Source organism: Sphingomonas sp. GW821-FHT10F11 (genome assembly GCF_058809095.1).
In genome coordinates this window covers 92,120-119,008 of record NZ_JBXASH010000009.1, presented here as the reverse complement: position 1 = coordinate 119,008, position 26,889 = coordinate 92,120, and the positions used below count along the sequence as shown (strand labels likewise).

Here is a 26,889-nt window from a genome sequence, read left to right as displayed (position 1 = left end):
TCGTTAAGGTTTCGGAAGGGGATGTGGCGGATAATCCCGCGTTGGGAGGGGCGCTGTTCTGCGCGAGGGACGATGGGCGTCCTTCACGCTGGTAGCGATGCTCGACAACATCGCTCTACGAAGGGTGCCCCTATGCTTGATCATTTCGATGACGGCGAATTGACGACGATCTCCTTTTCCAACGCTCCGCCCCCGCCGCCCGAGCGGCGCCAGAATTTGCGCCATGTGACGGTGCTTCGTGTCGCCAAGCTGCAGACGCCGCGCAGCGAGGAATTGTGCCTGGTCCGCAATATCTCGGCCGGCGGCCTGATGGCCCATATCTATTCGGAACTGAACATCGGTGAGCCGGTGAGCGCTGAATTCAAATCCGGCCAGGCGGTGTCGGGCCGGGTGCTGTGGCGCCGTGACGGCCTCGCTGGCATCCAGTTCGACGAACCGGTCAACGCCGCCAGGGTGCTCGCCGACAGCCACGATTATTCGCCCTCGTCGCAGCAGCCGCGCGCGCCGCGCGTCGGCATCGACGTGAAGGCGCGAATCCGTGTCGGCGCGCGCTATCATGCCGTTACGCTCTGCAACATTTCGCAGTCGGGCGGTCGGGTTGCTCCGGGAGGGCCGCTGGAGACCGGGCAAAAACTTATCCTGATGCTCAACGGCCTGCCGCCGATCGCTGGATCGGTCCGCTGGTCCGACGATGAGCATGCCGGGATCGCATTCGACAACCCGATCGCCTTCGAGGCGCTGGCGCGCTGGGTGCCGACGATGCAGGCGCAGGCGCGCGAGCGTCAGCTTGCATCGAACAACGACACGCCGGACGAACGTCGCGCCTAGCCGGGCGGCCTGGGCCTGAGGTAGCCAAACACCTCATGGCCTGCTGCCCGACCTCAGCTGAATCCCGGCAGCACCTCATATATCCATTGTGGCTCATAGGCGCCGAACACGCGCCGCCATCGGCGGGCCAGGGCATGCCGGCGCCTGAACCCGGCGGAGGACAGGGTACCGTTGGTGTTGGGGATGCGACCGATCAGCTTGTCCGTCGCCAGCCCGGTGAAATAATCATTGGCCGGACGCTCCAGGAAAGCGCCATCGGCCAGGTCGAAGATCTGGAACCGCTCTCCGCTTGAACTCGCATCATTGATATAGAAGACCGGCCGGCATCCACGCCGCACGCAGGTCAGCATGATCGCCGGTCGATTATACCCGGATCGGTTGACGGGGGAGCCGTGCAGCAGCGAGCTGTCGAAGATCACCGCCTCGCCGGCGCGCATCGGGACGGCAACCGCGCGGTCCTTGAGCTCTTGCTGGAACCGCCCCTGATAGCCCTTGATCCCCGGGCCGTTGATGTGCCGGGCGAGCCTGTGGCTGCCCGGCACGACATGCAGGCATCCGTTGCCGTCATCGACGTCGATCAGGGGACACCAGATGGTGATCGCCAGGCCGTCCGGATCCTCGGTCAGGGTCCAGTCTGAATGAAGGCCCAGCTCGCCGGTACCGGGCTCTTTGATCAGCACGCCGGCCGTGGCGATCTCGAAGCCGTCCAGCAGCCGGCCCATATGCGGCGCGACGGCGTCCCGGACGAGTGAGAAGGCCCGTCCACGGTAATGGGCATCGGCGTCGAGCGCCGTCGAATGATAGGTCAGCGGCTGATCGACGATGGTCGACGGCGGAAACGCCGGCTCACGAAGGTCCAGCAGGGCGTCGAGCAGGGACGCGACTTCCGTCGCATCGAGCAGCGGCACGAGAGCAAGGCCGTTCTGAATCAGCGCCCTTTGACATGTTGCGTCCAGGAGAACTGGTCTTGCCATGATGCGACCTAGCGCCGCACATACCTGAAATACCAGACCTTAAGACGGGCGTCGCAGTGAAGTCCCGTATCGGACGCCCCGCCGCGCCACCATTTGCGCTACACGCAGTGTGTGCCGATCACTCCAAACGCACGGCTGTCGGCGCTGAGATCGGGCCCTAGAACCTTGTCCGCAGCGACACGCCGTACATCCTCGGCTCACCGTAGATCGCCGTGGTGTAACCGCTGGCATTATATTGCTGGATGACGGCGATCCGGTACGTCTTGTTGGTCAGGTTGGTTGCGAAGAGCGAAAGATCGACATTCTTGGTATCGAGCACGTTCTGCCAGTCGATCCGCGCGCCCAGCAGCCCATAGCCGTTGATGAAGGAGAAGGGCTGAGTTGGATCTGTATCTCCGGCATAGAGGCGATCCTGCCAGCTATAGGTGCCGCGCAGGACAAGGCCGCCGAATTTCTCGGGTGTCGGCAGCGTCAGGTTCGCCCCGATGTTGAACTGGTTTTTCGGGGTGTAGACGAAGGGGAGGGTCGACAGATCGACCCCGCCGACGAGATAGTCGTCGTATTTCGCGTCGGTATAGCTGTAGCCGGCATCGATCGAGAGCCACCGCCGGATGCTAATATTGGCATCGACTTCCACGCCGTTGATCGTGGCCCGGGCGGCATTCTGGATCGCGGTTGCCGTGAATGGTGGGATGATCGCCGGCACGGTCGCGTGAATGTTCCGATATTTGCTGGTGTAGCCGGTCACGTTGAACCGGCCGTGCAGCCCTTCGAGCGACCAGCTTGTCTTCAGGCCGATTTCGGCGGTGTCTACTGTTTCCGATTTGAAGCTGTAAAATGGATTGGATGACGGCAAGCCGAAGGCAGCCAGAGCCGCATTGAAACCGCCTGGTTTGTAGCCGCGCTTGTAATTGGCGAAAATCATGACATCGCGATTGATCTTGTAGTCGGCGCCGAACGCGAACGAAGCACCCCGGTCCTTGCCCGATCCTGAAGCATTGCAGTTCGGATAGACGTTGCCCGGAGGCACCAGGCACACATCGCCCGCTTTCGGTTCAGGCGGCGGGCGCAGGATTCCGGAATATTGCAGCAACGCGATCCCGAACGCGAAGTCGTTCCAGGTATAGCGATAGCCGGCGGTCAGATTGAGTCCGTCCAATGCCGGAACGACCTTGCCGACATCGATCCCGATCTGCCCGAACAGCGCCTTGGAGGTGGATCGGGCCGTTGCGTCGACTTGCGAACTGGTCGCCACGGTCTGAAGGTTCTGCGAATAGGTCATCACGCCGCCGGGTGACACATGATCATAATAGCCGCCGGCCTGGAACTTCAAAAGGCCGCCGCCGAGCGTTCCCGATAGGCGCAGCTCTTCGGTGAGATAGTTGATGTCGGTATTCCAGGTCCCGGGCTTCGATGCGCCATTCGAATCCTGGATGGGCAAAATCGTGCCGTCGTCGTCGCGGCCGCTATCGGTCTGATAATGGGTGTAGCTGACAATATTGGTCAGCGTCAGATCGCCGGGAAAACTCACCGTCGTTCGATTGGTGACGCCAAGCTGACGGGTCGCTCCCCGGCTTTTGGCACTGAGCGCAACGTCGCGGACCCCTCTGGCCTGTTGCTGCGCCAATAGCGACGTCAGCAGCGGCCCGAAGGGACTGGCAGGATTGGCGGCGATCAGGATCACGCCCGTGCCATTCTCCTCGGATCCGACCAACTGGGCCACCGTATAATTCTCGAACGAACTGGACGGCCGGAAGAGCAGGCTGGCGCGCGCCGACCATGCATTGCGATCGTCGTAATCCTTGCCGGAGACGACATCGCGGGTAATCCCGTTGCGATTGAGCGACTGGCCGCCGACACGGAGCAACAGCCTGTCATCGACGAGCGGGATGTTGACGACGCCCTCGACGTCAAGGCGACCGTAGCTACCGGCCGTGCCCATCATATAGCCTTCGAACCGATTGGTGGGCCTTTGCGGTTCGAACAGGATCGCGCCGCCGGTCGTGTTTTGCCCGAACAGCGTTCCCTGCGGCCCCTTGAGCACCTGAACATTCTGCAGATCGAAGAACTGCCCCGGTCCGATGGCGCGCGTCGGCGCTTCGGCAAAATAGGAAACCACGGCGGGGCCGCCGCCCGTACCGACCGGCCCTCTGGTCTCGCGCTGCCCGCGCATCGCGAAGGTCACATTGTTGCGATCGAGGTCGGCGGTAAAGTTCAGCGACGGCACCAGGCGAGTCAGGTCCGATACCATCGTGACATTCTGCTCGCGCAGCTTGTCGCTCGAGATGGCGGTGAGCGACATCGGCACGTCTTGCTGGCTTTCCGCGACGCGTCGCGCCGTGACGATGATGTCCTGTTCGTCACCCTGCGCCGCGGGAGTGGGCGCCTCGCCAGACGCGGTCTGCGCTGCGGCCGGCATGGCAGCCAGCGCCAGCAGCGACGCGGTGAGCAGCAAAGTGGTGGCGCGATGCGGCATGTCAGTTCCTCCCCTTCGCGGGGCGATTCGTGCCGCCCCACTTTTCCGATGCGCAGCAAACGGCGCGTCCTCATGCAGTCCTTTTATCACGAATGACATCGATAACAATAAAAAAATGAAATCGATACCATTTCCACGCATTCGAGTATAAAAAATATTGGAATCATTTGATAAATTGGAGGATTCGTTTCAGCAGGCGGTGCCAGCCGGCGCTTCCCTGTCGGCCGGCAAATCCTATGGCCGACCGAACATGAGTTTCCGATAGGCTTCGGTCGCAAAGGGAAGCGCCTCGACCGGCACATTGTCGGTGACGTCGAGCTGGACCTGCCGATATCCCTTCAGGACATCGGCAAAGGCACGGTCGAGCACTATCGTGCCATGGCCCGGCAGCAGTACGTCCCAGCGGATCGTGTCGGGATAGAAGCCGAACGTGGCCAGCTTCTTCAACGAGGCGAGATAGGCGGCGTTGTCGGCAAAGGGTGGAAATTGCGCGCCCAGCCGATAGTCGAACAGGATGGTGTCGCCCCCGAACAGGATGTTCTTCCCGTCGATCTGCAGCAGGTAGCAGGTCGATCCGGGCGTGTGGCCGGAGGTGTGGATGGCATGGAAAATCTTGTTGCCGGCTTGAGCACCTCGCCGTCGTCAACCGGCCAATCCACGCGGAACGTCGGATAGGCGGCCCGCATGGCGGGCGGCAGGAGGAACTTGCCGGTGATCATCGTGCCCTTCTCGACTGCGGGGACATCGTCGCGCCCGATCAGGATTCTGGCACCCAGCTTCTGAAACGACGCGTCCGCCATCGCATGGTCCAGATGCGCATGGGTGTTGATGACCCACTTTATCCTGTCGGTGGAGAATCCCAGCGCTTCGACGTTCTTGAGGATCGAGCCGACATTGCTCTCCATCCCGGGGTCGACGATCACCAGGCCATCCGCGCCGGCATCGATCAGATAGACGAGGTTGGGCTCGGTGTTGACCAGATAGATGTCGGGCATGATCCGCGCGGGCAGGGGCAGCTTTGTGGGGATCGGAGGCGTTGTGAGGCCGAAGCGCTTGAACTGGGCGTCGATCGCCGCTTCGGAAGGCCAGGGCTCGTCAAGCGGCAGGCGCTTGGCCAACTCGCGCCGCTGCCAGGTATAGAGGTCGTAGACGACCTTCTGCCCTTCCTCGGTTGTTTGGGTCTGGAGAGTGGGAATCTCCTTCCTGGCGGTCGATTCGCCGGACAAGGCGGGCGTCGCCATCGCGCGTGGGGCACTGGTGGCGACCATCGCGGCCACCGTCGCCAGGATCGAGATGGCGATCTTCGGACCGGTTTTCATTGACCTCTCCTCGATACCGCGCGGACGCCGCCCGGTAGGCAAGCCACGGCTACCCAGAAATGATATCGATATCAATGCATAATCGAGCGACCGCAGATAAGGCGCGCGCCAACGCCTCGTCCGCGCTCTTTGCTATTCCATCGCCGGCATTTTTTGCTTTGTTATCGATGTCATTTTTCGCTAGCACTCTGACCGGGATGTGATCGGACAAGATACCCAGACAGGAGAGGGAAACGCATGACGGACATCGCTCATCGATTTCATGGCGTGATACGGACTCCTGCCTGTATCGTCGGTTCGACGGCGCTTCTTGCCGCCTGCGCCTTTTCGACCATGGCCGCCGCACAGACCAACGCGCCACCGCCCGCGCCACCGGTGCCGTCGTCGCCCGCCGCAGCAACTTCACCCCTGCCGTCAACGCTCAGCGAGAAGGCCCGGGCGGCGATCACGACCAGTGCCGCCGCGAACCCGAATCCGAACGCCAGCCTTCCGGAACAACGCGCGTTCATCGACAAGTATCAGCAGACATTCGGTGCAACGCAGCGCCGGAAATATGCCGTGGACATCGCCGACGCGACCATGGCGGGCGTCCCGGTGCGGCGCATTACCGCCAGGGGGACGGGCGCTTCGTCGAGGCACATCCTCCTGAACATACATGGCGGCGGCTTCATGGTCGATTCGGGATCGCTCACCGAGAATATCCCGGTCGCCGCGTTGACCGGCATTACGGTGATCGCGGTCCGATATCGCCTGTCGCCGGAACATGCTTTCCCCGCGGCCGTCGACGATAGCCTCGCCGTCTATCGTGAGCTGCTGAAGACCAACAAGGCAAGCGATATCGGCCTTTACGGTACCTCAGCCGGCGCGGTCCTCGGATCCGAACTGATCGTCCGGCTGCGTGCCGAGGGCCTGCCGATGCCCGCGATGTTCGGTATGTTTTCGGGCGACGCGGATCTTTCGCGCCTGGGCGACACGGTCCTGGCCCAGAAACTCGACCAGGACTCGCTGACCCGCCTCTATCTTCAGGGCGGACAGCAGCCCACCGACCCCCTGGTGTCGCCGCTGCTGGGTGACCTGAAGGGCTTTCCACCCACCCTGTGCCTTACCAGCTCGCGCGATTTCCTCCTGAGCGACACCGCGAATTTTTGCCGAGCGCTGGAACAGGCCGGGGTCGAGAACAAGCTCGTGCTGTTCGACGGCCTTCCGCACGCCTTCTGGGCTTATATCGATGCGCCCGAATCCGACGAAGCCTTCGGGATCATGGCGCGCTTCTTCAAGGATCATTTCGGCAAATAAGGCGTGTGCCGCCGCGGCGGCAGCGTTGGGCGCCGAAGCCAGACCGGATGCCTAGTCCCCGGATTTCCGCCCGTTGGCGGCATTTGCGCTCAACTCGTGTTGGAAGAATCGGGCAATGACCCGATAGGCTTGGCGCGATTCCTCGGGTTCCGGATCGGAGAAGAAGGCGTGGCCCATGCCTTCCCAGACATGCAGCTCGGTCCGGACTCCCGCAGCAGTGAGCAGCTCGTTGCTGTGGAGCACCGAGCTCATCGCGAAATCCCGTGTGCCGGTAATCAGCAACGTTGGCGGAAAGGCCTTGAGCCCGGCCTGGTCGAGTCCTGGAAAGACCAGCGGATCGTCGGTTCGCGCGCCCATGAAATAGGGAAGCGAGGAAAGCGAGGCGAGCCCCGCCTCGACGGACTGGCCATTGGCGACTGACGCGAAGTAAAGCGAATCCCCGCTGAGGAAATTGACCAGCGATCCGCAGAAGGTGCCGATCGCACCGGGGGCCGGTAGCTGCTTCGCCTGGAACCAGGCTATCGCTTCGCCGGTGAGCAGGCCGCCGGCGGAGCAGCCATAAATGCCGATCGTCTTGGGCGCATGGTTCTTCAGCAGTGCGCGATAGACACTTGCCACATCCTCCGACGCCGCGGGGAAATGCCATTCGGGGCCTTGGCGGTAGTCGATGGCGACAACTTCCATGCCGCTCTCCGCGGCGATCGGGATCGCCTCCACCAGCGCGCCGCTTCCCGCACCCCACATGAAAGCCCCGCCGTGCAGGTTGATGAGCACGCGCCCGCGATTGCCCACCGTCACGCCGCCGCGCGGGATCACCCGATCCACCCGTACACCGCCGATGTTTTCGCTCCGCACCTCGACCGGAAAGATCGCCCGCAGCCGCCGGACGCGATCGCTGTTGATTGCGTCATAATAGGCGCGCATCTGTTCGACCGAGGCATTTGGCGGCGGCGGCGCGATCGTGCGCTGGCTGACGAACTGTTCCTTTGCGGCGGACGAGGCATAGGACGAATAGGGAAGCGTGAACGCCGGCACCGCGACTTCTGAAGACATTGGCTGCTTGTTCTCCTCCGCCCAAGCCGATGGCCCCGCCAGGACCGGCGCCAGCAGCAAGGCCCAAAAGAAGCGCATGGTGCCCCGTTGGGTGCGCTTCACGATCATGCGCCTGCTGAACCCTTCCATCATGCCCTCCCGGCCTTTTCATACGCCCGGCGTCCGACATGATCGGCGCGAGCCCGATTTCGACCTGTCCTAGTCAGGAATGACATCGATAACAATAGCGTTTCCGATATCAATGTCGTGAAGGGCGGACGCCGCCGCCAAGCCGGCCGCCGGAAGAGCTCAATCGCCGATCGTTGACGCGCGAACGACGAGGTCGACGGGCAACAGCTCAGGCGTGGGTCGACCATTGTCGAGCCATTGCAGTAGCTTAGAGCCGGCCAGCTCGCCGGCCCGCTGCCAGTCCTGCCGCACCGTCGTCAGTGGCATGGCCGATGTCGCTGACGCGGGGATATCGTCATAGCCGGTTACCGCGACATCCTGGGGTATAGCGATTCCGGCCTCCTGGAGCGCGGCCATGGCGCCCAGGGCGATCGCATCGCTCGCCGCAGCGACCGCATCGCCGCGCCAGCCGCGCTCTAGCGCGGCCTGCATTGCGTCAGCCCCGGCACCGATCCCGAAATCGCAAACTTGCACCTCGATATCGGCCCCGGATGCCTCGCGGATCGCGTCGAGCCGGTCGCCGATCTCCGGATGGGCGGGATCCCCCAGGAACAGGATGCGCCGCCGTCCCAGCGAGGCCAGATGCTCGCCGATGAAGCGCCCTCCCGCCCGATTGTCGCTGCCGATCGTCAGCCAGTCGCCATCGGAATCGCGCGGCGTACCCCAGACGATCAGCGGAAGCCCCAGCTCGCTCACCTGCCGCGCCGCCTCCGCCTTGCCCTGGCCGAGTAGGATGATTCCGTCGGAATCGTCGTGGCTCGATTGCAGCAGCTGCGTCAGCGTGGTCAGGATCACGCGATATCCCGCCTCGGTCATTACTTGCAGCAGACCGCCCAGCGCCGTCAGGATGATCGGATCGGACATGGTGCGATCCGCCGTGGGCGTCATCTCCACCGCCGCCGTGATGCTGTGGTTGCGGCGCAGGCGCAGGTTGCGCGCCGCGGTGTTGAGGCGATAGCCGTGCTCGCGGGCCAGCTCCTGAATCTGCTCGCGCACCGACTGGCGGACCAGCGGGCTGTTCTGGAGCGCGCGCGATATCGTGATTTTCGACACGCCGGCGAGCGTCGCGAGATCGTCCATCGTGAGGCGCCTGACGGGCTCGGTCACCTTGTTTCCGTCGCCAATTTCGTTTTCATTCATCAAGCTCTCGAGGACATAGGTATAACGGCCTGTCCATCGAACGGACGGCCCGGCTTCCCTTCTCTAGCCGTGCGGAAGGAGGATCGCCAAGTGGACGCGACCGGCCACCTCCTGGACGAGGAGATCAGGACCGCTATCCGGATGGGCGGCAAGCGGGAGGATGACCTTTCGCGCCTCACGCCCGCCAGGGCGCGCGCCCTGCAGCACGGCATGGCGCAGGCATTCAAAAGCCCAGATGTTCCCGCGATGGCGTGCGAGGATCTGGTTCTGCCCGGTGCGGCCGGTCCGCTCGCGTCCCGACTCTATCGCCCGGACGGGGCGTGCCCGCCGCTGATCGTCTTCATCCATGGCGGGGGCTGGGTGGGGGGCGATCTCGATACGCACGACCAGATGTGCCGCCTGCTGGGAACGGGCGCTGGGTGCGCCGTGCTCGCCATCACCTATCGCCTCGCGCCCGAGCACCCCTTCCCTGCCGCGGTCGAGGATTGTATCGGCGCCACGCGCTGGGCGCTGCAATCGGCTGAGGCGCTGAGGTGCGATTCCTCGCGCATCGCGATCTTCGGCGAAAGCGCCGGCGCGACTCTCGCCACGGTCGCCCTTTTGTCGCTGGCTGACGAGCCGCTTCCCCGCTTCGCCTTCCAGTGCCTTGCCTATCCCGCAACCGATCTGCGGCTGGCCGAGGCGAGCCTTGACCAGCCGCTCGATCCGCTGAGCCTTACCCCGGATGAGGCTTTTTGGTGCCGTGCCCAATATATCCGCGACGACCGGGACCTGGCCGATTGGCGCGCATCGCCCATCCTCGCCCCCAATCTCGCCGCGTCGCCCGCGACTCATATAATCACCGCCGGGGTGGATCCGCTGTGCCAGGGCGGCGAGGCCTATGCTCAGGCCCTCGCCGATGCGGGCGTCCCCACGACCTGCCGCCGCTATCCAGGGCTTCCGCACGGCTTCCTGTCGTTGCCGCCAGGAATGCCTCGGGTCGCCGACGCCTATGCCGATGTCTGCACATTGTTGGGCACCGCGCTGAAGGTCGATGCGGCCGCAAGCCGGGGCTGAACGGCCCGGAGGGAATATACCGGGAGTCATGCCAGGCGAATCGAGCATCGCGATCATGACGAAGGGAACGAAAAACCGGGTTGAACATCGAACATAGGTGCCGGGCGGCAGGATAGGCAACGGCAGTTTCGCTGCGGAATCAATGGATTATTGGAATAATGCATATCGCGATAATTTTCTTCTGGACAAGGAGTGAAGACGATCTTATCTGATGTTTATCGCGATAATAATTATCGCAGTGACAAAGGAAAGGAATCCGCCATGACCAAGTTCAAAACGCTCCTCGCCGCCACTGCCGCTCTAATGCTCGGCACCGCTCCCGCCATCGCCCAGGACAAGGGCGCAGAGCCCGTCAAGTCCATCGTCCTCGTCCATGGCGGCTTCGTCGATGGTTCGGGTTGGGAAGGCGTCTACGACATCCTCAAGAAGGACGGTTACAAGGTGACGGTGGTCCAGAACCCGACCGACTCGCTCGTCGCGGACGCCGCGGTCACGAAGCGTGCGATCGCCGCCGCCGATGGCAAGGTGATCCTGGTCGGCCACAGCTATGGCGGCGCGGTCGTTTCCGAAGCGGGCACCGATCCGAAGGTCGCCGGCGTCGTCTACATCGCCGCTTTCGCGCCCGACAAGGGCGAATCGATCATCTCGCTGCTGGCCAATCCCGCGGCCGGTGAGCCGGTGCCGCCGATCCTGCCGCCGGTCGAGGGCTATCTCTTCCTCGACAAGGCCAAGTTCGCCGCTTCCTTCGCCGCCGATGTGAAGCCCGATCTCGCCGGCTTCATGGCGGACGCGCAGGTTCCCTTCGGCATCAACGCAGCGGGCGGCCTGGTGACTGCCCCGGCGTGGCGCGCAAAGAAGAGCTGGTACCTCGTCACATCCGACGACAAGATGATCCCGCCCGCCGTGCAGCGCCGGATGGCCGCCCGCGCCGGATCGACCGTCCACGAAGTCGCTGCCAGCCACGCTGTCTATGTGTCGCAGCCCAAGGCCGTCGCCAGCATCATCGAGGAAGCGGCAAAGGCGTCGGGCAAGTAATCCGGAACCAATGTTGAAGAAAGGGCGCCAGGTTAGCTGCCTGGCGCCCCTTCGCGCGTATCGGATGGACGCAAGGCGATCATCACCGCCACGGCGCTCGCAAGCATCAACACCGCGAAATAGAGTTGGGCGGCGGCCAGCGATCCGGTCGTCACCGAGATATAGCCGACGATCGGCGGGCTGACGAAATTGCCGATGCCGCCGATAGTGGTCACGATCGCGATGCCCACCGCGATCTGGCCGGCATGGAAGACCTTGCCCGGCAGAGTCCAGAATGGCCCCATGGCGCCGAACGTACCAGCGATCGCCAGCGCCATGGCGGCTATCGCCAAAACCGGTTCCGCGCGCAGCCAGGCCGCGAGCAGCCAGCCAAGGCCGCCCAGGGCAAAGGGGATTGCGACATGAAGGCGTCGTTCCTGAGTCCGGTCGGAATGGCGCGCGATCAGATATTGCGCGACCGTCGCGAACAGGAACGGGATCGATGAATAGAGACCAATGTCGAGAACGGTGTCGACACCGGCATTGCGCAGGATGGTGGGAAGCCACAGCAAGGCGCCGCCGGCGCTCGTCATCAGGGTGAAGGAGGCGATCGCCAGCGCCGCAAAGGCGGGCAGGCGCAGGACCGCGCGCCAGGAGCCGCTCGCGGATTGCTGGCGCCTGGCCTCTCCTTGAAGGTCGGACAGGACGACCGCCTTCTCATCGGCGGTAAGCCATGTTGCATCCGTGGGCGCTTCGGGAAGGATGACGAACGCCAATATGCCGATGGCGACCGAAGGCAGCCCCTCGAGGATGAACAGCCATTGCCATCCCGACAAGCCGGCGACTCCCGCCATGCCGTGCATGATGACGCCGGATATCGGCCCGCCCAGCACGCCGGAGACGGCGATCGAGGACATGAACAAGGCGATCAGACGCGCCCGCCGCGCCATCGGTGTCCAGCGCGTCAGATAGAAGATGACCCCGGGAAAGAATCCCGCCTCCGCCACACCGAGGAGGAAACGCAGCGCGTAGAAATGCCAGTCAGTCGTCATGAAGGCCAATGCGGCGCAGCAAAGGCCCCACGCCGTCATGATCCTCAGCAGAGTCCGGCGAATGCCGATACGCTGGAGCAGCATGTTGCTGGGTACTTCGAACAGCAGATAGCCAAGCGCGAACACGCCGGCGCCAATCCCGAAGATCGCATCGTCGAACTTCAGGTCGCGCGAGAATTCGAGCTTGGCAAAGGCGATGTTGGAGCGATCCAGCGCGGCCAGCAGATAACACAGCATCAGCATCGGGATCAGCCGCCAGGCGATCTTCCGATAGACTTTCTCCCGAGCGTCCGGATCCGCCGCGATCCCGTCCGGAGCCGTTTGCCGGGCCGTCATGTCATTGACCCTGGAAGATCGGCTGACGTTTTTCGACGATCGCCAGTGCCGCTTCGCGCGCGTCGCGCGTGGCCATCAATTCCGTGCTGGCGCGCTGTTCGACCGCATAGCCTTCGAACAAGGGCATCGCCTCGATCGCATTGAGCGTCCGTTTGCCGATCCGCAGGCCGAGCGGTGCCTTGGCCGCGATCGTCTGGGCAAGGGCCCGGGCGCTGGATTGCAGCTCCTCGAACTCGACCAGTTCGTCGACCAGGCCGATGCGGTACGCCTCGGCCGCCGGGATCGGCTGCCCGGTGAAGAACATCCGCCGGAGTGCTCCCTGCGGGATCAGCCTGCCCAGATGAGCGCCGCCGCCACAGCGTCCGGCGTTGATTTCGGGCAAGCCGTAGCTGGCGTTGCGCGCGGAAATGCGGATGTCGCAACACGATGCGATCACCGATCCGGCACCGAGCGCCACGCCGTTGACGGCGGCGATCACCGGGACCGGACAGTCGTAGATCGCCTTGAATGTCGCATGGACGACCGCGGCATAGGCCGGGTCGTCCTCGATCCGGGCGGCAAGAAACTCCTTCAGGTCCTTGCCGGCGCAGAAGGCGCGGTTGCCCGCCGCGGTCAGGATCACGCACTGGACGCTCTGATCCTGGCCGAGCGATCGGAACAGGTCGCCCAGGGCCTGATAGCTCTCGCCCGTCAGCGCGTTGACCGGTGCCCGATCGATGGTGACCGTCGCGATGCGATCCTGAAGGTCGAGTCTCAGGTCGGTCATGATGCGGATATCTCCTCGTTGAAATCGTAGAGCCGCGCCGGATTGCGGGCGAGGATCAGATCCCTGACGGCGCTATCGGACACCCATTCCCGGAAGCGGGCGAGAAGCAGGCGGGGGTCGGGCGCGGGATCCATGCGGACGAACGGCCAATCGGATGCCCACAGCATGCGGTGCGGGGCACGATCGACCAGAGCGTCATGGAACGGCCGGATGTCGCGATGGTCGGGCGCGGCCGACACGCGGCACAGGCTGAGCTTCACCCATAGCCAGCCTTCGTCCAGTATCTCGAGCAATTGCCCAAATCCGGCGTGCCCGGGCCCTGCCGAAGCATCGACCATGGCCATATGGTCCAGTACGACCGGCACACCGCTGGCGCGCAGCCGATCGGCATTGTCGAGGATGTCGGCCAGCGGCGACCATAATTGAGCGTGCAGGCCGATCGATCGCATCGATGGTGCCAATCTATCGAGCGCGTCCAGACCGACCGTACCGCCGTATCGCCCACCCCTGACCGGGTCGCGGACCTCGGTGAAACGCAGGCCGGCTATTCCTGCGGCATGGAGGGCGCGGATCGTCTCGTGGTCGGTATCACCCTCCAGTGCCGCAATGCCGCGCAACCGACCCTCCGACCGGGCGATCGTGTCGAGCAGGGCAGCGGGATCGGTGCCGTATACGCCGGGCTGGACGATGATTCCGCAGGCCAGGCCCGAGGCGTCGAGCATGGCCAGATGATCGGATATACCGACTGCCGGCGGGGCGTAGCTGGTCGCACCGGCGAACGGGAAGCCAGGCGGAAAGACATGGGTATGGGTGTCGCAGGCATGGAGGAAATCAGCCATCGCCGTCCCTCCGCCCCTCCGCCTCCAGATGGCCGGGCGCGAGCAGTGTCAGATGATCGGCTGCGGTCAGCAAGTCTCCCTCGGCATCGGGGAGTTCGATCTCATGCGCGTTCAGCGTCATGGCGACCATCGAATAATAGCCGATAAGGGCGGTCAGCTCGACGACGGCGACAACGCCCCAGCGCTCGATCGCGTCGCCATATATCCGGGGCAGGACCCGGCCATCGCACAACAGGCCGCGGGCGAACTCATAGACGCAATGGTCGTCGTGGCGATCGAATGTCGGCGCTCGGCCGAGGCGTATGGCGTCGATCACGTCTTCGCCCAGGCCTTCCTCGCGTGCGACGCCCGCATGGATGTGGAATTCCAGCTGAGAGTTCCAGTGCCGGCCGGTCGCGATGATCGCGAGTTCGCGCAGCCTTTTGGGAATCTTGTCCGAATAGCGCAGGACTTCGCCGAACTTCTGCCAATGCTGGGCAAGGTCGGGATTGTGGAGCGCGGCGCGGAGCGGACCCACGACCGATCCACGGGGCCCGGCAATGATCTGATCGTACACCGCGCGCTGCTCGGGCGTCATGCTGTCCAGGCTGGGGAGGGGGATGCGCGCCATCAATGCTCATCCGCAGCGGTGGCGGAAATCCATCCGAGCTCGGACAGGATCGCTTCCCGATGCTGGTCGAGCGTCGGCGGTCCGCGATCGAACTTGAGCGGGGCTTCCGCAAAGCGCAGCGGGCTCACGATCGAGGGGACGTGGCTTTCGCCATGCCGAAGCGTGCGCAGCATGGCACGGTGCCGCACCTGCACGTCCGCCAGCGTTTCCTTTATGGTGTTGATCGGCGCGCAGGGTACCCCGACCGCGTCAAGTCGCGCGCCGATCTCGGTCGTCGACAGCTGTGCGAACAGCTCGATGATTGCCGCGCGCAGGGCCTCGACATGGCGGACGCGACCGGCATTGGTCGTAAAGCGCGGGTCGTCGGCAAGGCCGTCCTGGTCCATCGCCGCGCAGAACAGCCGGAACTGCCGGTCATTGCCGACGGCCAGCGCCATCCGGCCGGCACGGCACGGATAGACGTCCTGCGGCTGGATATTGGGGTGGCGGTTGCCCTGCTGGCGCGGCACCTCTCCGGTCAGCAGATGGTTCATCGCCTGGTTGGCGAGAAAGGCGGTCTGCACATCGAGCATCGCAACGTCGATATGATCGCCGACGCCGGTGATCTCGCGGTTCGCCAGCGCCGCAAGCACGCCCACGGTCGCATACATGCCGGTCATGATATCGACGATCGGCACGCCGACTTTTTGCGGCCCGCCGCCGGGTTGACCATCGGCCTCGCCGGTCAGGCTCATCAGCCCGCCCAGTGCCTGGATCATGAAATCATAGGCTGCCTGCGGTGCGCGCGGGCCGTCCTGGCCGAAGCCGGTGATCGAGGCATGGATGAGGCGCGGATTGCGGCGCCGCAACGCCGCCGCGTCCAGCCCCATCCGGGCGAGCGCGCCGACCTTGAAATTTTCCAGCAGGATATCGGCGCGATCGGCCAGCGCCAGCACGATATCCCGGTCCGCCGGGTCGGCGAGATCGAGCGCGATCGACCGTTTGCCGCGATTGACGGAGAGAAAATATCCCGAACTCTGCCCTTCGCCGGCCCCCGTGACCGCGAAAGGCGGTCCCCAGGCTCGGGTGTCGTCGCCGCTGCCGGGCCGTTCGACCTTGACGACGTCGGCGCCCAGGTCGGCAAGAATCTGGCTTGACCATGGACCGGCCATGACACGGCTCAGATCGAGCACGCGGATATGGGATAGAGGCCCCGCCATTCAGCCGTCCGTCGCGGTTGTGGCTATCGCCGAGGAACGGCGTTCAAAGCCCGCAGCCCATTGGGCCAGCGCCGGCCGTCCCCGGCGCCAGTCGAGCGCGGCGAAGCGGAAATCGGCATAGCCCAAGGCGCAACCGATCGAAACATGGCCGATATCGAAGGGAGCGTCCGCAAAATCGCTGACCTCCACCTCGAGGCGATCGAGCGTCTGGACGACCTTGCCTTCCCAGGCGGCGAGGTGCGGAGCCGACTGGCGCTCGACGGGACGCTCGCGCTCGTTGCGCCAGAGAATGAGAAGGTCGAGCAGGCCGTCGCCAAGCGCCTGGCGGCGCAAGGCATCGATCCGCGCGACGGGATCGGAGGGGTGGAGTTGACCGCGGTGATCGAAATAGTCGCAGATAACCGGGGAGTCGTAGATCGCCGATCCATCGCCGAGCACCAGGGTCGGAAGCTTGTTGAGCGGATTGTCGCGGCTGAGGGCGGGGTTGATCTCCGCCATGGCGGCGACCGAACGGACAAGCTCGAGGTCGTTCTCGATCCCCAGCTCATGGGCGACGATCATCACCTTGCGCACGAAGGGAGAACGGGGCGACCAATGGAGTTTCATCATCCTCTGATCCTGACTCAAACGTTGATTTTCGCGCTCGCGCCAACCCTATGCGGTCGGCTCGCCGGTCGACCGGAGGTTCCCCTACGGTTCCGGACGCACTGTTTTTCGAAGATACCCAAGGCTACCCCTCCCGGTTGTGCGGCCATTCGGCCTCTTTGTCCCTATAGACTAGATATATAGGCTATTGGAATGCGCAAGCATGGTCAAGGGAAGGAATGATGACCTTTTGAATTATTTGAGGCGCATATCCATCCGGACCAGGTCGCCGCGATAGGTTCCGTTTGCGATCAGGATGATAACGCCGTTCGCATCGACCGCGCAGCGCTGCACAAAGGCCACCGGATCGTTGATGCCGATGCCGAGTTCGTCGGCGAGCTTGATGTCGGCCGTACCGATCGTCAGTGATTGCCGGGCGTCGGTAATGTCGACATCGGGGGCATCTGCGATGAGCCGGAGCGCCGACTGGGTCCGGTAGGCGGTCTTGGGGATCAGCGCCGCCACGGACGATTCGACATAGATGTCGGCGACCAGATACACGATTCCGTCGCGTGTATGTCGGCGCTTCAGGTGGCGATAGGATGGGGCAAGGGTGCCGATCGGATCCTCCGGCGCCGGCGGCAGAACATTGGGTTCCTGGGCAAGGATGTCGATCTTCGCGCCATCGCGCGATATCAGCAGCCCGGACCAATCGGTCTGCACTTCGCACCATAGTTGCTGCTGCGGGGCGCGCTTCACGAATGTCCCCTTGGCGCGATGCCGCTCGATCAGGTCGTCGCTCTCGAGCATGCCAAGCGCCTGCCTGATGGTGGCGCGCGCGACCCCGCACTCGGAAACCAGATCGTCGATGACCGGTATTTGGCCGCCCACGGCCCATTCGCCCGTCTCGATTCGGCGACGGAAAAGCCCCGCGAGCTGAACATAACGCGGCACCGAGCTGCGGCTGAGATCGGGCGGAGTGGCGTGCGTTGCGGATTTAAGCATCGCGCGATGCTGCTCGAAAATACGAAAACATGGAAGATGGAACCTTCCGAACGGATAAAAAGATAGAGGATCGATCCTTGCCAATGACACGCCCGCGCCGAGCCTGCCGATGTGCAAACTTATTTGACATTATATTCCATATGACAATATCATCCATATGATTCGTCGCATCTGCGGCGGCAGGATGGAGATGGTGCGCATGGCAATTGGGGATGGCGAACCGGTCGCGGATGTTGAGGTGCCCGTCCTGATCGTGGGCGCGGGCCCCGCGGGCCTTGCGGCGACGCTGATGCTGCAAAGGCTCGACGTGCCGGCGCTTACGGTCACGCGCTATGGCTGGACCGCGAACTCGCCGCGCGCCCATTATCAGAACCAGCGCACGATGGAGGTGATGCGGGAACTGGGCCTGGAGGCTGACATGATGGCTGCGGGCTTGCCCGACACGCTGATGCAGAACTTCGTCTGGGCGTCGAGCCTTGCCGGACAGGAATTTGCGCGGCTGCCATCCTATATCGCCGCACGCCACGACGAGTATCGCGGCGCCAGCCCGTGCCGGTCGACCAATCTCGCTCAGCATCTGATGGAACCGATCATGGCCCGCGCCGCCCTTACGCGCGGGGCCGCGATCGCATGGCGCCGCGAGTTCCTCGACCTAGAGCAGGACGAGACTGGCGTGACCGCCCTGCTGCGCGACCGCCTGACCGGCCAAGAACAGCGCGTTCGCGCGCGCTATCTGATCGGCGCCGATGGCGCGCGCAGCCGGGTGGCGGAGGCGGCCGGCCTGACACTCTCCGGCCAGCCCGGATGGGCGGCCGCGGTCAACATCTGGTTCCGGGCCGATCTGTCCGCCTATTGCGCGCATCGGCCGGGCGTTCTCTACATCATCAACCGTCCGGGCAGCCGCTTCTGGCTGGGCTCGGGCATTTTCGTGAACGTGCGCCCCTGGAACGAGTGGGTGCTGTCCTTCCTGTACGATCCGGCCGCGGGCGAGCCGGACCTGTCCGAAGCGGCGCTGGTGGCGCGCATCCGCGATCTGGCGGGCGATCCGGCGCTGCCGGTCGAGCTGCTGTCGGCCAATGCCTGGCAGATGAACGCGCAGGTGGCCGACGCCATGTCCACCGGCCGCGTGTTCATTGCCGGCGACGCCGCGCACCGTCATCCGCCGACCAACGGGCTCGGGTCGAACACCTCGATCCAGGACGCCTATAACCTTGCCTGGAAGCTCAAGCTCGTGCTCGACGGCACCGCCGGCCCCGGCCTGCTCGACAGTTACGACAAGGAGCGCCGCCCCGTCGCGCAACAGGTGATCGACCGGTCGATGCAGAGCGTGAAGGAACTCGGCGCCATTGCCGCGGCGATCGGCTTTTCGGCCGACCAGACCGAGGACGAAGGCTGGGCCGCCTTCGCCGATCTCGCAAGGCCGGGTGATACGGGCCGGGCAAAGCGCGCGGCGCTGCACGCAGCGATCGAGCTTCAGCAGTTCCACCAATGCGCGCATGGCGTGGAGCTTGGCTATCGCTATGGCGAGGGCGCGTTGATCGGCGATGCGGCGACACGCGCGGCGCGCGACAGCTGGCGTGAACGTCAGCTCAGCTACGAACCGGCGACCCATGCGGGCGCGCACCTGCCGCACGCCTGGCTGGAGCGCGACGGCCACCGCCTGTCGACATTGGATCTCATCGGGCCGGGCAGCTTCGGGCTGATCGTCGGCCACGATGGCGATGACTGGGAGGAAGCGGCGCGGATCGTCGGCGCCACCCTCGGTTTGGCGCTTCCCGTTCTCCGCATCGGTTACGGGCTGGACCATGCCGACCCGACAGGAGCGTGGGCGCGGCTGCGCGGCATCGAGGATGACGGCTGCCTGCTCGTGCGCCCGGACAAGTTCATTGCATGGCGCGCTTGCTCACGCCCGGACAATCCGGCGGCCGACCTCGAGCGCGTGATGATTCAGGTGCTCGCACGGGAAGCGCGCCCGTGAAACTCTGGGCCAACGCCGTTTCGACCAATCCGCGCCGGGTCCTGATCTATCTGGCCGAGAAGGGGCTGGAAATCGAGCGGGTCGATCTTGACATGGCGGCGGGCGCGCACCGCCAGCCGGCTTTCCTCGCGCTGAACCCTGCCGGCAAGGTTCCGGTACTTGAACTCGACGATGGCAGCGTGCTGACCGAATCCGCCGCCATTATCGAATATCTGGAGGAGCTGTATCCGCAGCCGCCCATGATCGGCACCGACGCGTCCGGCCGGGCGCGCGTGCGCGCCGATGAGCGGATCGTCGCGGATTTGATCGCCTGGGCATCGGTGATCGCCCAACACGCCAGCCCGGTCTTCGCCGGGCGCGTGGCGCAGCAGCCGGCCGTCGCGGCCGCGGTGCTGCCGCTGGTGGCGGGGCAGCTCGACATGCTGGAGCAGCGCCTGGGCGAGGCGGCGTTCCTCTCCGGCGATCGGCCGTCGATCGCTGACTGCAGCCTGTTCGCCCTGTTCCAGACCTGCCGGACCCGGCTGTCGCTGTCGCTCGGCGCGGACCATCCGCGCCTCGATGCCTGGTTCACCCGCTTTTCCGCACGGCCGAGCGCCCGAGCCTGACCTTTCATCCGATCATCCTTGGAGACTATCACGATGACACTGCTTCACATCGATTCCGCCATCACCGGCGAGGCCTCGGTCACCCGCCGGTTGTCTGCTGCGATCGTCGCCCGGCTGAAGCTGCTCTCGCCGGAGCTTGGCGTCGTCTACCGCGATCTCGCGCGCGATCCGCTGCCCCTGCTCTCCGCCGCATCGCTTGCAGGGGGCGGGGGCGAGGCGCCGCTCGCGCAGGCCGCGCTCGATGAGTTCATGGCCGCCGAAACGATCGTCATCGGCGCACCGATGTACCATTTCAGCGTCCCCGCACAGCTGAAGACCTGGATCGACCACCTCTCCCGGGAAGGCGTGACCTTCGAGCGGACGCCGCAGGGCCCGAAGGGGCTGGTGCACGGCAAACGTGTCATCATCGCCTCCGCCCGCGCCGGCTTCTATGGACCCGGCTCGCCGACGCATGCGGCGGAGCACCAGGAATCCTATCTGCAGGCCGTGATGCGCTTTTTCGGCCTGACCGACGTGCAGGTCATCCGCGCCGAGGGCATCGGCGCCGGCCCGGATCGCGCCCGCGCGGCGATCGGGGCAGCGATCGGCGAAGCCGCGGCATTGGAGATGCGCGCGGCCGTCTGATCGCTTATGAGGCACGCGGCGGCGCGACAGGAGGCGAGCAGGATGGGGAAAGTGCGGACGCTTAGTCCGGACCAGCAGCAGCGGCGTGCTGAGCAGGGCAAGGAACGCCGTCTGGCCACGCGGACGCAGTTGCTCGCGGCCGCCTACCGGCTGTTCGCCCGCCACGGCGCCGATGCGCCAACGATCGACGATGTCATCGCCGAGGCGGGCGTCTCCCGCGGCAGTTTCTATAATCATTTCGAGAGCCGCGAGGATCTGTTCCGGTCGGTGGCGGACGATATCGCGACGCGCATTAACGACCTGATCACCGAGGCCGAGCGCGATACGCATGATCCCCTGGCCGCGCTCGCCATGTCGTTCCGACTGTTCACCCACTTCGCCACGATCGAACCCGCGCGGGGATGGATCCTGCTGCGCACCATGCCGCTGGTCGGAGCGCTCAACGCCGATATGCGAGAGAAGGTCACGGCGCAATTCGGCGCCGCACTGGCGAGCGGAAGGCTGCGCGCTATGGCGCTCGACCGCGCGCTCGACCTGGGCATGGGGCTGCAGATCATGACGATCCGGCGCGTTCTGACCGAGGGCGCGGCGGCGGCGACCATCACGGCGGCGTGCGAAACCTTGCTGCTCGCCCTTGGTTGTGAGGCTTCGGAGGCTTCCGAACTCGCTGCGGCTCCCGTGCCGAGACTATCCGGAGCGTAGCAAGCCGCGCCGCCTATTGGCGCAGATACCTGAAATACCAGACCTCATGGCCCTGCCGTCGGGCCTTGCGCTCATAACGGGTCTCGGGCCAGTCGTCGGCGCGGGTCAGGAAATCGCGCGGGTGTTTCGCCTGCCAGACGAAATCGGTTCGCGCGTTCATCACCATCATCGACCAACGGCAATAGGTCGGATCGTCGGTGCCGAGCCTGAATTCGGCACCCGGTTTCAGCTTGCGCGCGATCAGGTCCAGCGGGCCATGATTGACCATCCGCCGTTTCGCATGGCGCGCCTTCCGCCAGGGATCGGGATGGAGCAGATAGACACGGTCGAGCGAGGCGTCGGGCAGCCGCTCGATCACATCGAGCGCATCGCCCATATGCAGCCGGACATTCTCCAGCGCACCGTCGCGGACATGGTTGAGCGCGCCGACCACCCCGTTGAGGAACGGCTCGCATCCGATAAAGCCGGTGCCGGGTCGCATCGCTGCCTGACCGGCAAGATGCTCGCCCGCGCCGAAGCCGATTTCAACTTCGAGAGGGCGGTCATCGCCGAACAGAGTCATCGCATCGATCTGCCCGGTCTCGGGCGCGCTGATCTCGGGCAGCAATTCTTCGACAAGCGCGGCCTGGCCAAGGCGCAATTTATGCCCCTGGCGGCGGCCATAGAGGCGGCGGATGGTCGTGGGATCGTTCATTGCGGGGCGGCATAGCTGTGCGCTGCGTTGACGCAAGCCTTCAACGAAGAAGGCGCGGCTCCGTCAAGGAACCGCGCCTTCTCGTTTATCGGCTTTCGCCCGGGGTGGCTCAGGCGACGGCTGCCTTGAGCTGATCGACCAGGTCGGTCTTTTCCCAGGTGAAGGAATCGCCGTCGGGCTTGCGGCCGAAATGGCCATAGGCCGCGGTCTTCTGGTAGATCGGGGCGTTGAGCTTCAGATGCTCGCGGATGCCCTTCGGGGTCAGGCGCACCAGCTTCGGCAGGACTTCTTCAAGCTTCGCTTCCGAAACGGTGCCGGTGCCGTGCGTGTCGACATAGACCGACAGCGGCTCGGCGATGCCGATCGCATAGCTGAGCTGGATCGTGCAGCGGCGGGCGAGCCCGGCCGCGACGACGTTCTTCGCCAGATAGCGCGCGACATAAGCTGCCGAGCGGTCGACCTTGGTCGGATCCTTGCCCGAGAAGGCGCCGCCGCCATGCGGGGCTGCGCCGCCGTATGTGTCGACGATGATCTTGCGACCGGTGACGCCCGCATCGCCGTCAGGACCGCCGATTTCGAAACGGCCGGTCGGGTTGACGTAGATCTTGGTCTCCTCGTCGACAAAACCCTCGGGCAGGACTTCGTTGAACACGCCAACGACATAGTCGCGAAGCTCCTTGTAGAGTTCCGGATTGCCTTCGGTGCCGTCGTAGAAATAGCCGGGCGCATGCTGGGTCGAGACGACCAGGGCGGTCGCGCGGACCGGAACCTCGTTGCGATATTCGAGCGTCACCTGACTCTTCGCGTCCGGCTCGAGGAACGGCACGACCTTGTTATGGCGATCATGCGCCAGCTTTTCGAGGATGCGGTGCGAGTAATAAAGGGTGGCGGGCAGCAGGTCGGGGGTCTCGTCGGTCGCATAGCCGAACATGATGCCCTGGTCGCCGGCGCCCTCGTCCTTGTTGCCGCTTTCATCGACGCCCTGTGCGATGTGCGCCGACTGAGCGTGAAGATGGTTTTCGAACGAGAAATTCGCCCAGTGGAAGCCGTCCTGCTCATACCCGATCCGCTTCACGGTCGCGCGAACCGCTGCCTCGATCTCTTCCTTCGCGCCGGGGGCCCATTCGTGATTCTCGAACACGCCCTTGCAGCGGATCTCGCCGGCCAGCACGACGCGGTTGGTCGTGGTCAGCGTCTCGCAGGCGATACGCGCATAGGGGTCCTTCGAGAGGAACAGATCGACCACTGCGTCGGAAATCTGGTCGGCGACCTTGTCGGGGTGGCCTTCGGAAACCGATTCGGAGGTGAAGAGAAACGAAGCGCGCATCAAATCTACCCTTGGCTAGGGCGGCCCCGGGGCGTCCGGAAACCGCATATAAAGCTTTCCTTATATGTGCGCCCTAGCGAGACGCCCGGCGGAAGGCAACTGCCAGGAGCAGCATTGCCGTCGCGATCAGCAAGGCCATCCAGTTGCCGAGGCGGGAGAACAGGGTCGGCGGGGCCGCCCGGGGCATGGGCAGCTCGATCGCGCCGGCCTTGTGCAGGGGCAGGCTGCCGAGCAGCCGGCCGTCGGCGGCGATCACCGCGGAGATGCCGGTCGGGGTCGCGCGGATGATCGGCAGGCCCTCCTCGATCGCGCGCAATTGCGCCTGGGCGAGGTGCTGCGGCGGCCCCCAGTCGCCGAACCACGAATCGTTCGATGGGTTGAAGATTATGGCGGGACGGTGCGCCGGATCGGCCACCTGGCCGGAGAAGATGATCTCGTAGCAGATATCCATGCCGACATTGCCGAAACCGGGCAGGGGGATGGTGCGCTGCTTGGGGCCCGCAGCGAAATCGAAATCGCCGGGCACGAGGCGCTGCAGCCCGAAGGCGGTGAGCAACGGCCGGAGCGGAAGATATTCGCCGAACGGCACGAGATGCGCCTTGTCGTAGCGCGCGAGGATCGTACCCGTCGAATCGATCGCGAAGACCGAATTGGTCCCCGCCTTGAGATTGCCCGCCGCATCGAATTGCAGGGCATTGCCCCCGGCCAGCACCAGGTCGCGCGGGCCGAGCAGGGCGGCGATCCGGCGGCGGGTCACGCCGGGCAGGCCGCGCCAATAATAGTCGGCCGGATAGCCATCCTCGATGAAGAAGCGCAGTGCGCCTTCCGGCCAGACGATCAGGCGTGGATGGCTGCCGGGCGTGCCCGCGAGCGATTCGAGCGCACGCAGGCTGTTCTCGGCATAGGCCGGGGTAGGGCGCTCCTCCTCGCCGAGATTGGGTTGGACGATTCGGACATGGGGATAGCCTCCCGGCAGCGGCGTCGCCGTCGTTCCGGGATGGATTCCCGACAGGGCAAGCAGCGCGACGATGATGAACGCCGCCGCCGGCACGCGCCGCCCGGCAAAGGCGAGGATCAACGTTCCCGCGACCGCGACCGTCAGCCCCGACAAGGCATAGGTCCCGGTCCATGACGCGATCCGCGCCACGCCGAGCAGCGGCACCCAGATCGCCGCGAGGGGGTTCCATGGAAAGCCGCTGAGCATCGTCGAGCGCAGCCATTCGGTGACGATCCACGCCGCGCCGAACACGAGTATATAGGCGATGCCCGCCCGCGTCGCCGCATCGCCCGCAGCGCGAGGACTTGCCAGCCGCCAGGCGAGTCCGGCGGCAAGCATCGGATAGAGCGCAAGGTACAGCGACGACAGCAGCACCCCGATATAACCGAGCCAGTGCGGCATCGCATCCTGATAGACGAAGGGATGCTGCAGCCAGTTGATGCCAATCGCGAACTGCCCGACCCCGAACAGCCAGCCGCGCAACAACGCGGGTTTCAGGGCAGGCGAATCATGGATCAGCCACATCCACAGGGCGAAGCAGATGAGCGTGACGGGCCAGAGGTCGAGCGGCGCGAAGCCCGTTGCGGACAGCGCGCCGAGCAGAAGGGAGAGCAGGGCGGGGCGTGCCGTTGCCGCGCGCCGCAATGCCTGAACCTGATTATCGAGCAAGGCCTTCCCCACTTCCGTCATGCTGGACTTGTTCCGGCATCCACCGGGCCGCAAGTGCTTCGGCCGTCCGTATGCGGAACGGTGGACCCCGGAACAAGTCCGGGGTGACGAACCCAGTGGATTGGCGTTATGGCACGCCCATGACGCTCCGCCCCTTCCACCTCGCCTTTCCCGTCCACGACATCCCGGCCGCGCGCGCCTTTTACGGCGAAGTGCTGGGCTGTCCCGAGGGCCGCAGCGCCGAATCCTGGGTCGATTTCGACCTGTTTGGCCACCAGATCGTCGCGCATCTCGATCCGGCGGCGAAACCGGTCGCGGTGGCGAACCCGGTCGACGGCCATGACGTGCCCGTGCCGCATTTCGGCGTGGTGCTCGGCATGGCGGACTGGGAAGCCCTCGCCGATCGCGTAAAGGCCGCCGGCATCCGCTTCGGCATCGAACCGCATGTCCGCTTCAAGGGTCAGGTCGGCGAACAGGCGACGATGTTCTTCCTCGATCCAAGCGGCAACGCGCTCGAGTTCAAGGCGTTCGCTGATGACGCCATGCTGTTCGCGACGTAAGGGCCAGGCGATGAATGATCCGATCACCGTCGATATCCCCCACAAGCTCGGCCTCGCCGCGGCGCGCGCCAAGATCGAGAAGGGCATCGGCAAGCTGGCGTCCTTCGTGCCCGGCGGCGTCGTCACCGAACATCGGTGGGAGGGCGACACGCTGATCTTCACCGTCGAGGCGATGGGCCAGCGCGTCGCCAGCCGGCTCGACGTGATGGAGACCAAGGTCCATGCAAGCTTCGATCTGCCCCCGATGCTCCGCCTGTTCGCCGGCAAGATCCGCGACAAGCTGACCGAGAGCGGGAAGAAGCTGCTCAAATGATAAAAATCACGCACGATCACATTTGACCGTCATGCCGGACTTGTTCCGGCATCCACTGTGCCGCACATCCATCGGTGCTTTGGTTTGCGGCACGGTGGACCCCGGAACAAGTCCGGGGTGACGATTTGGAGTGGTCGTGTCCGACCCTAGTCCTTCTCGATCCGGATCACCCCGATCCGCAGCAATTCCTCGGCACTGCGCGCATAATTGGTCAGCATTCCCTCCAGGAACGGTTCCAGCCCGCGGTCCTGGATCACGCCGACCGGCAAGGTCACGCCGCCGCGCACATCCTCGATCAGCAACCCTGTCTCGATCATCCGCGCCACGTGCCGCCGCACCGTCTCGCGCGGCAGGCCGCTCGCCGTGGCGATGGCGTTGCGCGAGATCGGCACGACCCATTCGCGCGGCAATATCTCGGTGCCGGCCAGCTTCTCGGGAATGCTGCGCTCGCGCATCAGCCGTTGCACATTGGCGACGGAGACGGTCGAATAGATCAGCAGCTCGGTCGGCCCGACCGGCGTCGCCGCGGCCATGGTGCGGTGCATCGTCAGGAACAGGTTCATCAGCGAGCACACGGCGACCCGCCAATTCTCCCCCATTTTTGCTGGGTTGGTGACGACACGTTCACTCATCGGCATGCCCCTTCCGCTGAAATGGCCGGGACGGCCCCGCTACCCGTAATGGGTAGCATCGTAATTCTCCTA

General features: G+C 64.7%; 27 protein-coding genes. 10 read left to right on the top strand and 17 right to left on the bottom strand.

Translation table 11 applies throughout. The features are described from left to right. Positions 1 to 132: 132 nt before the first annotated feature. Positions 133 to 828, top strand: a complete 696-nt coding sequence (locus AC1RT8_RS21460) for a PilZ domain-containing protein (protein WP_493078186.1) — start codon at positions 133 to 135, stop codon at positions 826 to 828. A 53-nt stretch (positions 829 to 881) separates the two neighbouring features. Here the strand turns inward: AC1RT8_RS21460 and AC1RT8_RS21455 are convergent, their stop codons facing one another. From AC1RT8_RS21455 to AC1RT8_RS21440, 4 genes are all read right to left on the bottom strand, one after another. Beyond that, positions 882 to 1,736 (bottom strand): phytanoyl-CoA dioxygenase family protein, encoded by an 855-nt coding sequence (locus AC1RT8_RS21455; protein ID WP_493078184.1) that lies wholly within the window; start codon positions 1,734 to 1,736, stop codon positions 882 to 884. 223 nt (positions 1,737 to 1,959) lie between these two features. Beyond that, complete coding sequence (locus AC1RT8_RS21450) at positions 1,960 to 4,278, bottom strand: TonB-dependent receptor (protein ID WP_493078183.1); 2,319 nt, start codon at positions 4,276 to 4,278, stop codon at positions 1,960 to 1,962. 234 nt (positions 4,279 to 4,512) lie between these two features. After that, a complete protein-coding gene (locus tag AC1RT8_RS21445) occupies positions 4,513 to 4,725 on the bottom strand; it encodes a hypothetical protein (protein ID WP_493078182.1) in 213 nt (70 codons plus the stop codon). Further along, positions 4,722 to 5,519 (bottom strand): MBL fold metallo-hydrolase, encoded by a 798-nt coding sequence (locus AC1RT8_RS21440; protein ID WP_493078180.1) that lies wholly within the window; start codon positions 5,517 to 5,519, stop codon positions 4,722 to 4,724. The genes AC1RT8_RS21445 and AC1RT8_RS21440 overlap by 4 nt, the downstream gene beginning before the upstream one ends. A gap of 315 nt (positions 5,520 to 5,834) precedes the next feature. Here AC1RT8_RS21440 and AC1RT8_RS21435 point away from each other — a divergent pair, with 315 nt between their 5' ends. Further along, entirely contained in the window at positions 5,835 to 6,893 is a 1,059-nt protein-coding gene (locus AC1RT8_RS21435) for an alpha/beta hydrolase (RefSeq protein ID WP_493078179.1), read from the top strand. Positions 6,894 to 6,944: 51 nt separating this feature from the next. Here the strand turns inward: AC1RT8_RS21435 and AC1RT8_RS21430 are convergent, their stop codons facing one another. Together AC1RT8_RS21430 and AC1RT8_RS21425 are read right to left on the bottom strand one after the other, a co-directional pair. After that, positions 6,945 to 7,946, bottom strand: a complete 1,002-nt coding sequence (locus AC1RT8_RS21430; RefSeq protein WP_493078177.1) for an alpha/beta hydrolase — start codon at positions 7,944 to 7,946, stop codon at positions 6,945 to 6,947. 288 nt (positions 7,947 to 8,234) lie between these two features. Next, on the bottom strand, positions 8,235 to 9,254 hold the full coding sequence (locus AC1RT8_RS21425) for a substrate-binding domain-containing protein (RefSeq protein WP_493078175.1): 1,020 nt from the start codon (positions 9,252 to 9,254) through the stop codon (positions 8,235 to 8,237). Between the two features lie 90 nt (positions 9,255 to 9,344). Between AC1RT8_RS21425 and AC1RT8_RS21420 the strand changes: the two genes are divergently transcribed. Both AC1RT8_RS21420 and AC1RT8_RS21415 read left to right on the top strand, forming a co-directional pair. Further along, entirely contained in the window at positions 9,345 to 10,310 is a 966-nt protein-coding gene (locus tag AC1RT8_RS21420; protein ID WP_493078173.1) for an alpha/beta hydrolase, read from the top strand. A gap of 261 nt (positions 10,311 to 10,571) precedes the next feature. Beyond that, a complete protein-coding gene (locus tag AC1RT8_RS21415; protein ID WP_493078171.1) occupies positions 10,572 to 11,345 on the top strand; it encodes an alpha/beta hydrolase in 774 nt (257 codons plus the stop codon). Positions 11,346 to 11,377: 32 nt separating this feature from the next. Here the strand turns inward: AC1RT8_RS21415 and AC1RT8_RS21410 are convergent, their stop codons facing one another. The 7 genes from AC1RT8_RS21410 to AC1RT8_RS21380 all read right to left on the bottom strand — a co-directional run bounded on the left by AC1RT8_RS21410 (position 11,378) and on the right by AC1RT8_RS21380 (position 17,800). Continuing rightward, positions 11,378 to 12,712 carry an MFS transporter gene (locus AC1RT8_RS21410; RefSeq protein ID WP_493078170.1) on the bottom strand — a complete coding sequence of 445 codons (1,335 nt, stop codon included), beginning with the start codon at positions 12,710 to 12,712 and terminating at the stop codon, positions 11,378 to 11,380. 1 nt (position 12,713) lies between these two features. Beyond that, positions 12,714 to 13,478: an enoyl-CoA hydratase-related protein gene (locus tag AC1RT8_RS21405; protein WP_493078169.1), complete on the bottom strand. Its 765-nt coding sequence runs from the start codon at positions 13,476 to 13,478 to the stop codon at positions 12,714 to 12,716. Then, positions 13,475 to 14,317, bottom strand: a complete 843-nt coding sequence (locus AC1RT8_RS21400; protein WP_493078167.1) for an amidohydrolase family protein — start codon at positions 14,315 to 14,317, stop codon at positions 13,475 to 13,477. The genes AC1RT8_RS21405 and AC1RT8_RS21400 overlap by 4 nt, the downstream gene beginning before the upstream one ends. Beyond that, positions 14,310 to 14,927 (bottom strand): carboxymuconolactone decarboxylase family protein, encoded by a 618-nt coding sequence (locus AC1RT8_RS21395; protein ID WP_493078165.1) that lies wholly within the window; start codon positions 14,925 to 14,927, stop codon positions 14,310 to 14,312. Before AC1RT8_RS21395 ends, AC1RT8_RS21400 begins: the two co-directional genes overlap by 8 nt. Continuing rightward, positions 14,927 to 16,126 carry a CaiB/BaiF CoA transferase family protein gene (locus tag AC1RT8_RS21390; RefSeq protein WP_493078163.1) on the bottom strand — a complete coding sequence of 400 codons (1,200 nt, stop codon included), beginning with the start codon at positions 16,124 to 16,126 and terminating at the stop codon, positions 14,927 to 14,929. Before AC1RT8_RS21390 ends, AC1RT8_RS21395 begins: the two co-directional genes overlap by 1 nt. Next, positions 16,127 to 16,735: a glutathione S-transferase N-terminal domain-containing protein gene (locus tag AC1RT8_RS21385; protein WP_493078161.1), complete on the bottom strand. Its 609-nt coding sequence runs from the start codon at positions 16,733 to 16,735 to the stop codon at positions 16,127 to 16,129. A gap of 231 nt (positions 16,736 to 16,966) precedes the next feature. Next, a complete protein-coding gene (locus tag AC1RT8_RS21380) occupies positions 16,967 to 17,800 on the bottom strand; it encodes a GntR family transcriptional regulator (RefSeq protein ID WP_493078159.1) in 834 nt (277 codons plus the stop codon). A 115-nt stretch (positions 17,801 to 17,915) separates the two neighbouring features. Here AC1RT8_RS21380 and AC1RT8_RS21375 point away from each other — a divergent pair, with 115 nt between their 5' ends. The 4 genes from AC1RT8_RS21375 to AC1RT8_RS21360 are packed head-to-tail and all read left to right on the top strand — an operon-like array spanning position 17,916 to position 21,625. Beyond that, entirely contained in the window at positions 17,916 to 19,694 is a 1,779-nt protein-coding gene (locus tag AC1RT8_RS21375; protein WP_493078158.1) for an FAD-dependent monooxygenase, read from the top strand. Next, positions 19,691 to 20,299, top strand: coding sequence for a glutathione S-transferase family protein (locus AC1RT8_RS21370; protein ID WP_493078156.1), 609 nt, complete (start codon positions 19,691 to 19,693; stop codon positions 20,297 to 20,299). Before AC1RT8_RS21375 ends, AC1RT8_RS21370 begins: the two co-directional genes overlap by 4 nt. Positions 20,300 to 20,332: 33 nt before the next feature. Next, positions 20,333 to 20,923: an FMN-dependent NADH-azoreductase gene (locus AC1RT8_RS21365; protein ID WP_493078154.1), complete on the top strand. Its 591-nt coding sequence runs from the start codon at positions 20,333 to 20,335 to the stop codon at positions 20,921 to 20,923. Positions 20,924 to 20,974: 51 nt separating this feature from the next. Then, positions 20,975 to 21,625: a TetR/AcrR family transcriptional regulator gene (locus AC1RT8_RS21360; protein ID WP_493078152.1), complete on the top strand. Its 651-nt coding sequence runs from the start codon at positions 20,975 to 20,977 to the stop codon at positions 21,623 to 21,625. Between the two features lie 13 nt (positions 21,626 to 21,638). On the opposite strand, the gene trmB is transcribed toward AC1RT8_RS21360, so the two are convergent. From trmB to lnt, 3 genes are all read right to left on the bottom strand, one after another. Further along, complete coding sequence (gene trmB / locus AC1RT8_RS21355; protein WP_493078150.1) at positions 21,639 to 22,319, bottom strand: tRNA (guanine(46)-N(7))-methyltransferase TrmB; 681 nt, start codon at positions 22,317 to 22,319, stop codon at positions 21,639 to 21,641. Between the two features lie 109 nt (positions 22,320 to 22,428). Next, positions 22,429 to 23,646, bottom strand: a complete 1,218-nt coding sequence (gene metK, locus AC1RT8_RS21350) for a methionine adenosyltransferase (protein WP_493078149.1) — start codon at positions 23,644 to 23,646, stop codon at positions 22,429 to 22,431. A gap of 73 nt (positions 23,647 to 23,719) precedes the next feature. Then, a complete protein-coding gene (lnt, locus tag AC1RT8_RS21345) occupies positions 23,720 to 25,333 on the bottom strand; it encodes an apolipoprotein N-acyltransferase (protein ID WP_493078148.1) in 1,614 nt (537 codons plus the stop codon). Between the two features lie 119 nt (positions 25,334 to 25,452). Between lnt and AC1RT8_RS21340 the strand changes: the two genes are divergently transcribed. Together AC1RT8_RS21340 and AC1RT8_RS21335 are read left to right on the top strand one after the other, a co-directional pair. Continuing rightward, entirely contained in the window at positions 25,453 to 25,872 is a 420-nt protein-coding gene (locus tag AC1RT8_RS21340) for a VOC family protein (RefSeq protein WP_493078147.1), read from the top strand. Positions 25,873 to 25,882: 10 nt separating this feature from the next. Beyond that, positions 25,883 to 26,185 (top strand): polyhydroxyalkanoic acid system family protein, encoded by a 303-nt coding sequence (locus tag AC1RT8_RS21335; protein ID WP_493078145.1) that lies wholly within the window; start codon positions 25,883 to 25,885, stop codon positions 26,183 to 26,185. A 146-nt stretch (positions 26,186 to 26,331) separates the two neighbouring features. Here AC1RT8_RS21335 and AC1RT8_RS21330 read toward each other — a convergent pair whose 3' ends face one another. Continuing rightward, positions 26,332 to 26,817, bottom strand: a complete 486-nt coding sequence (locus AC1RT8_RS21330) for a hypothetical protein (protein ID WP_493078144.1) — start codon at positions 26,815 to 26,817, stop codon at positions 26,332 to 26,334. Positions 26,818 to 26,889: the final 72 nt, after the last annotated feature.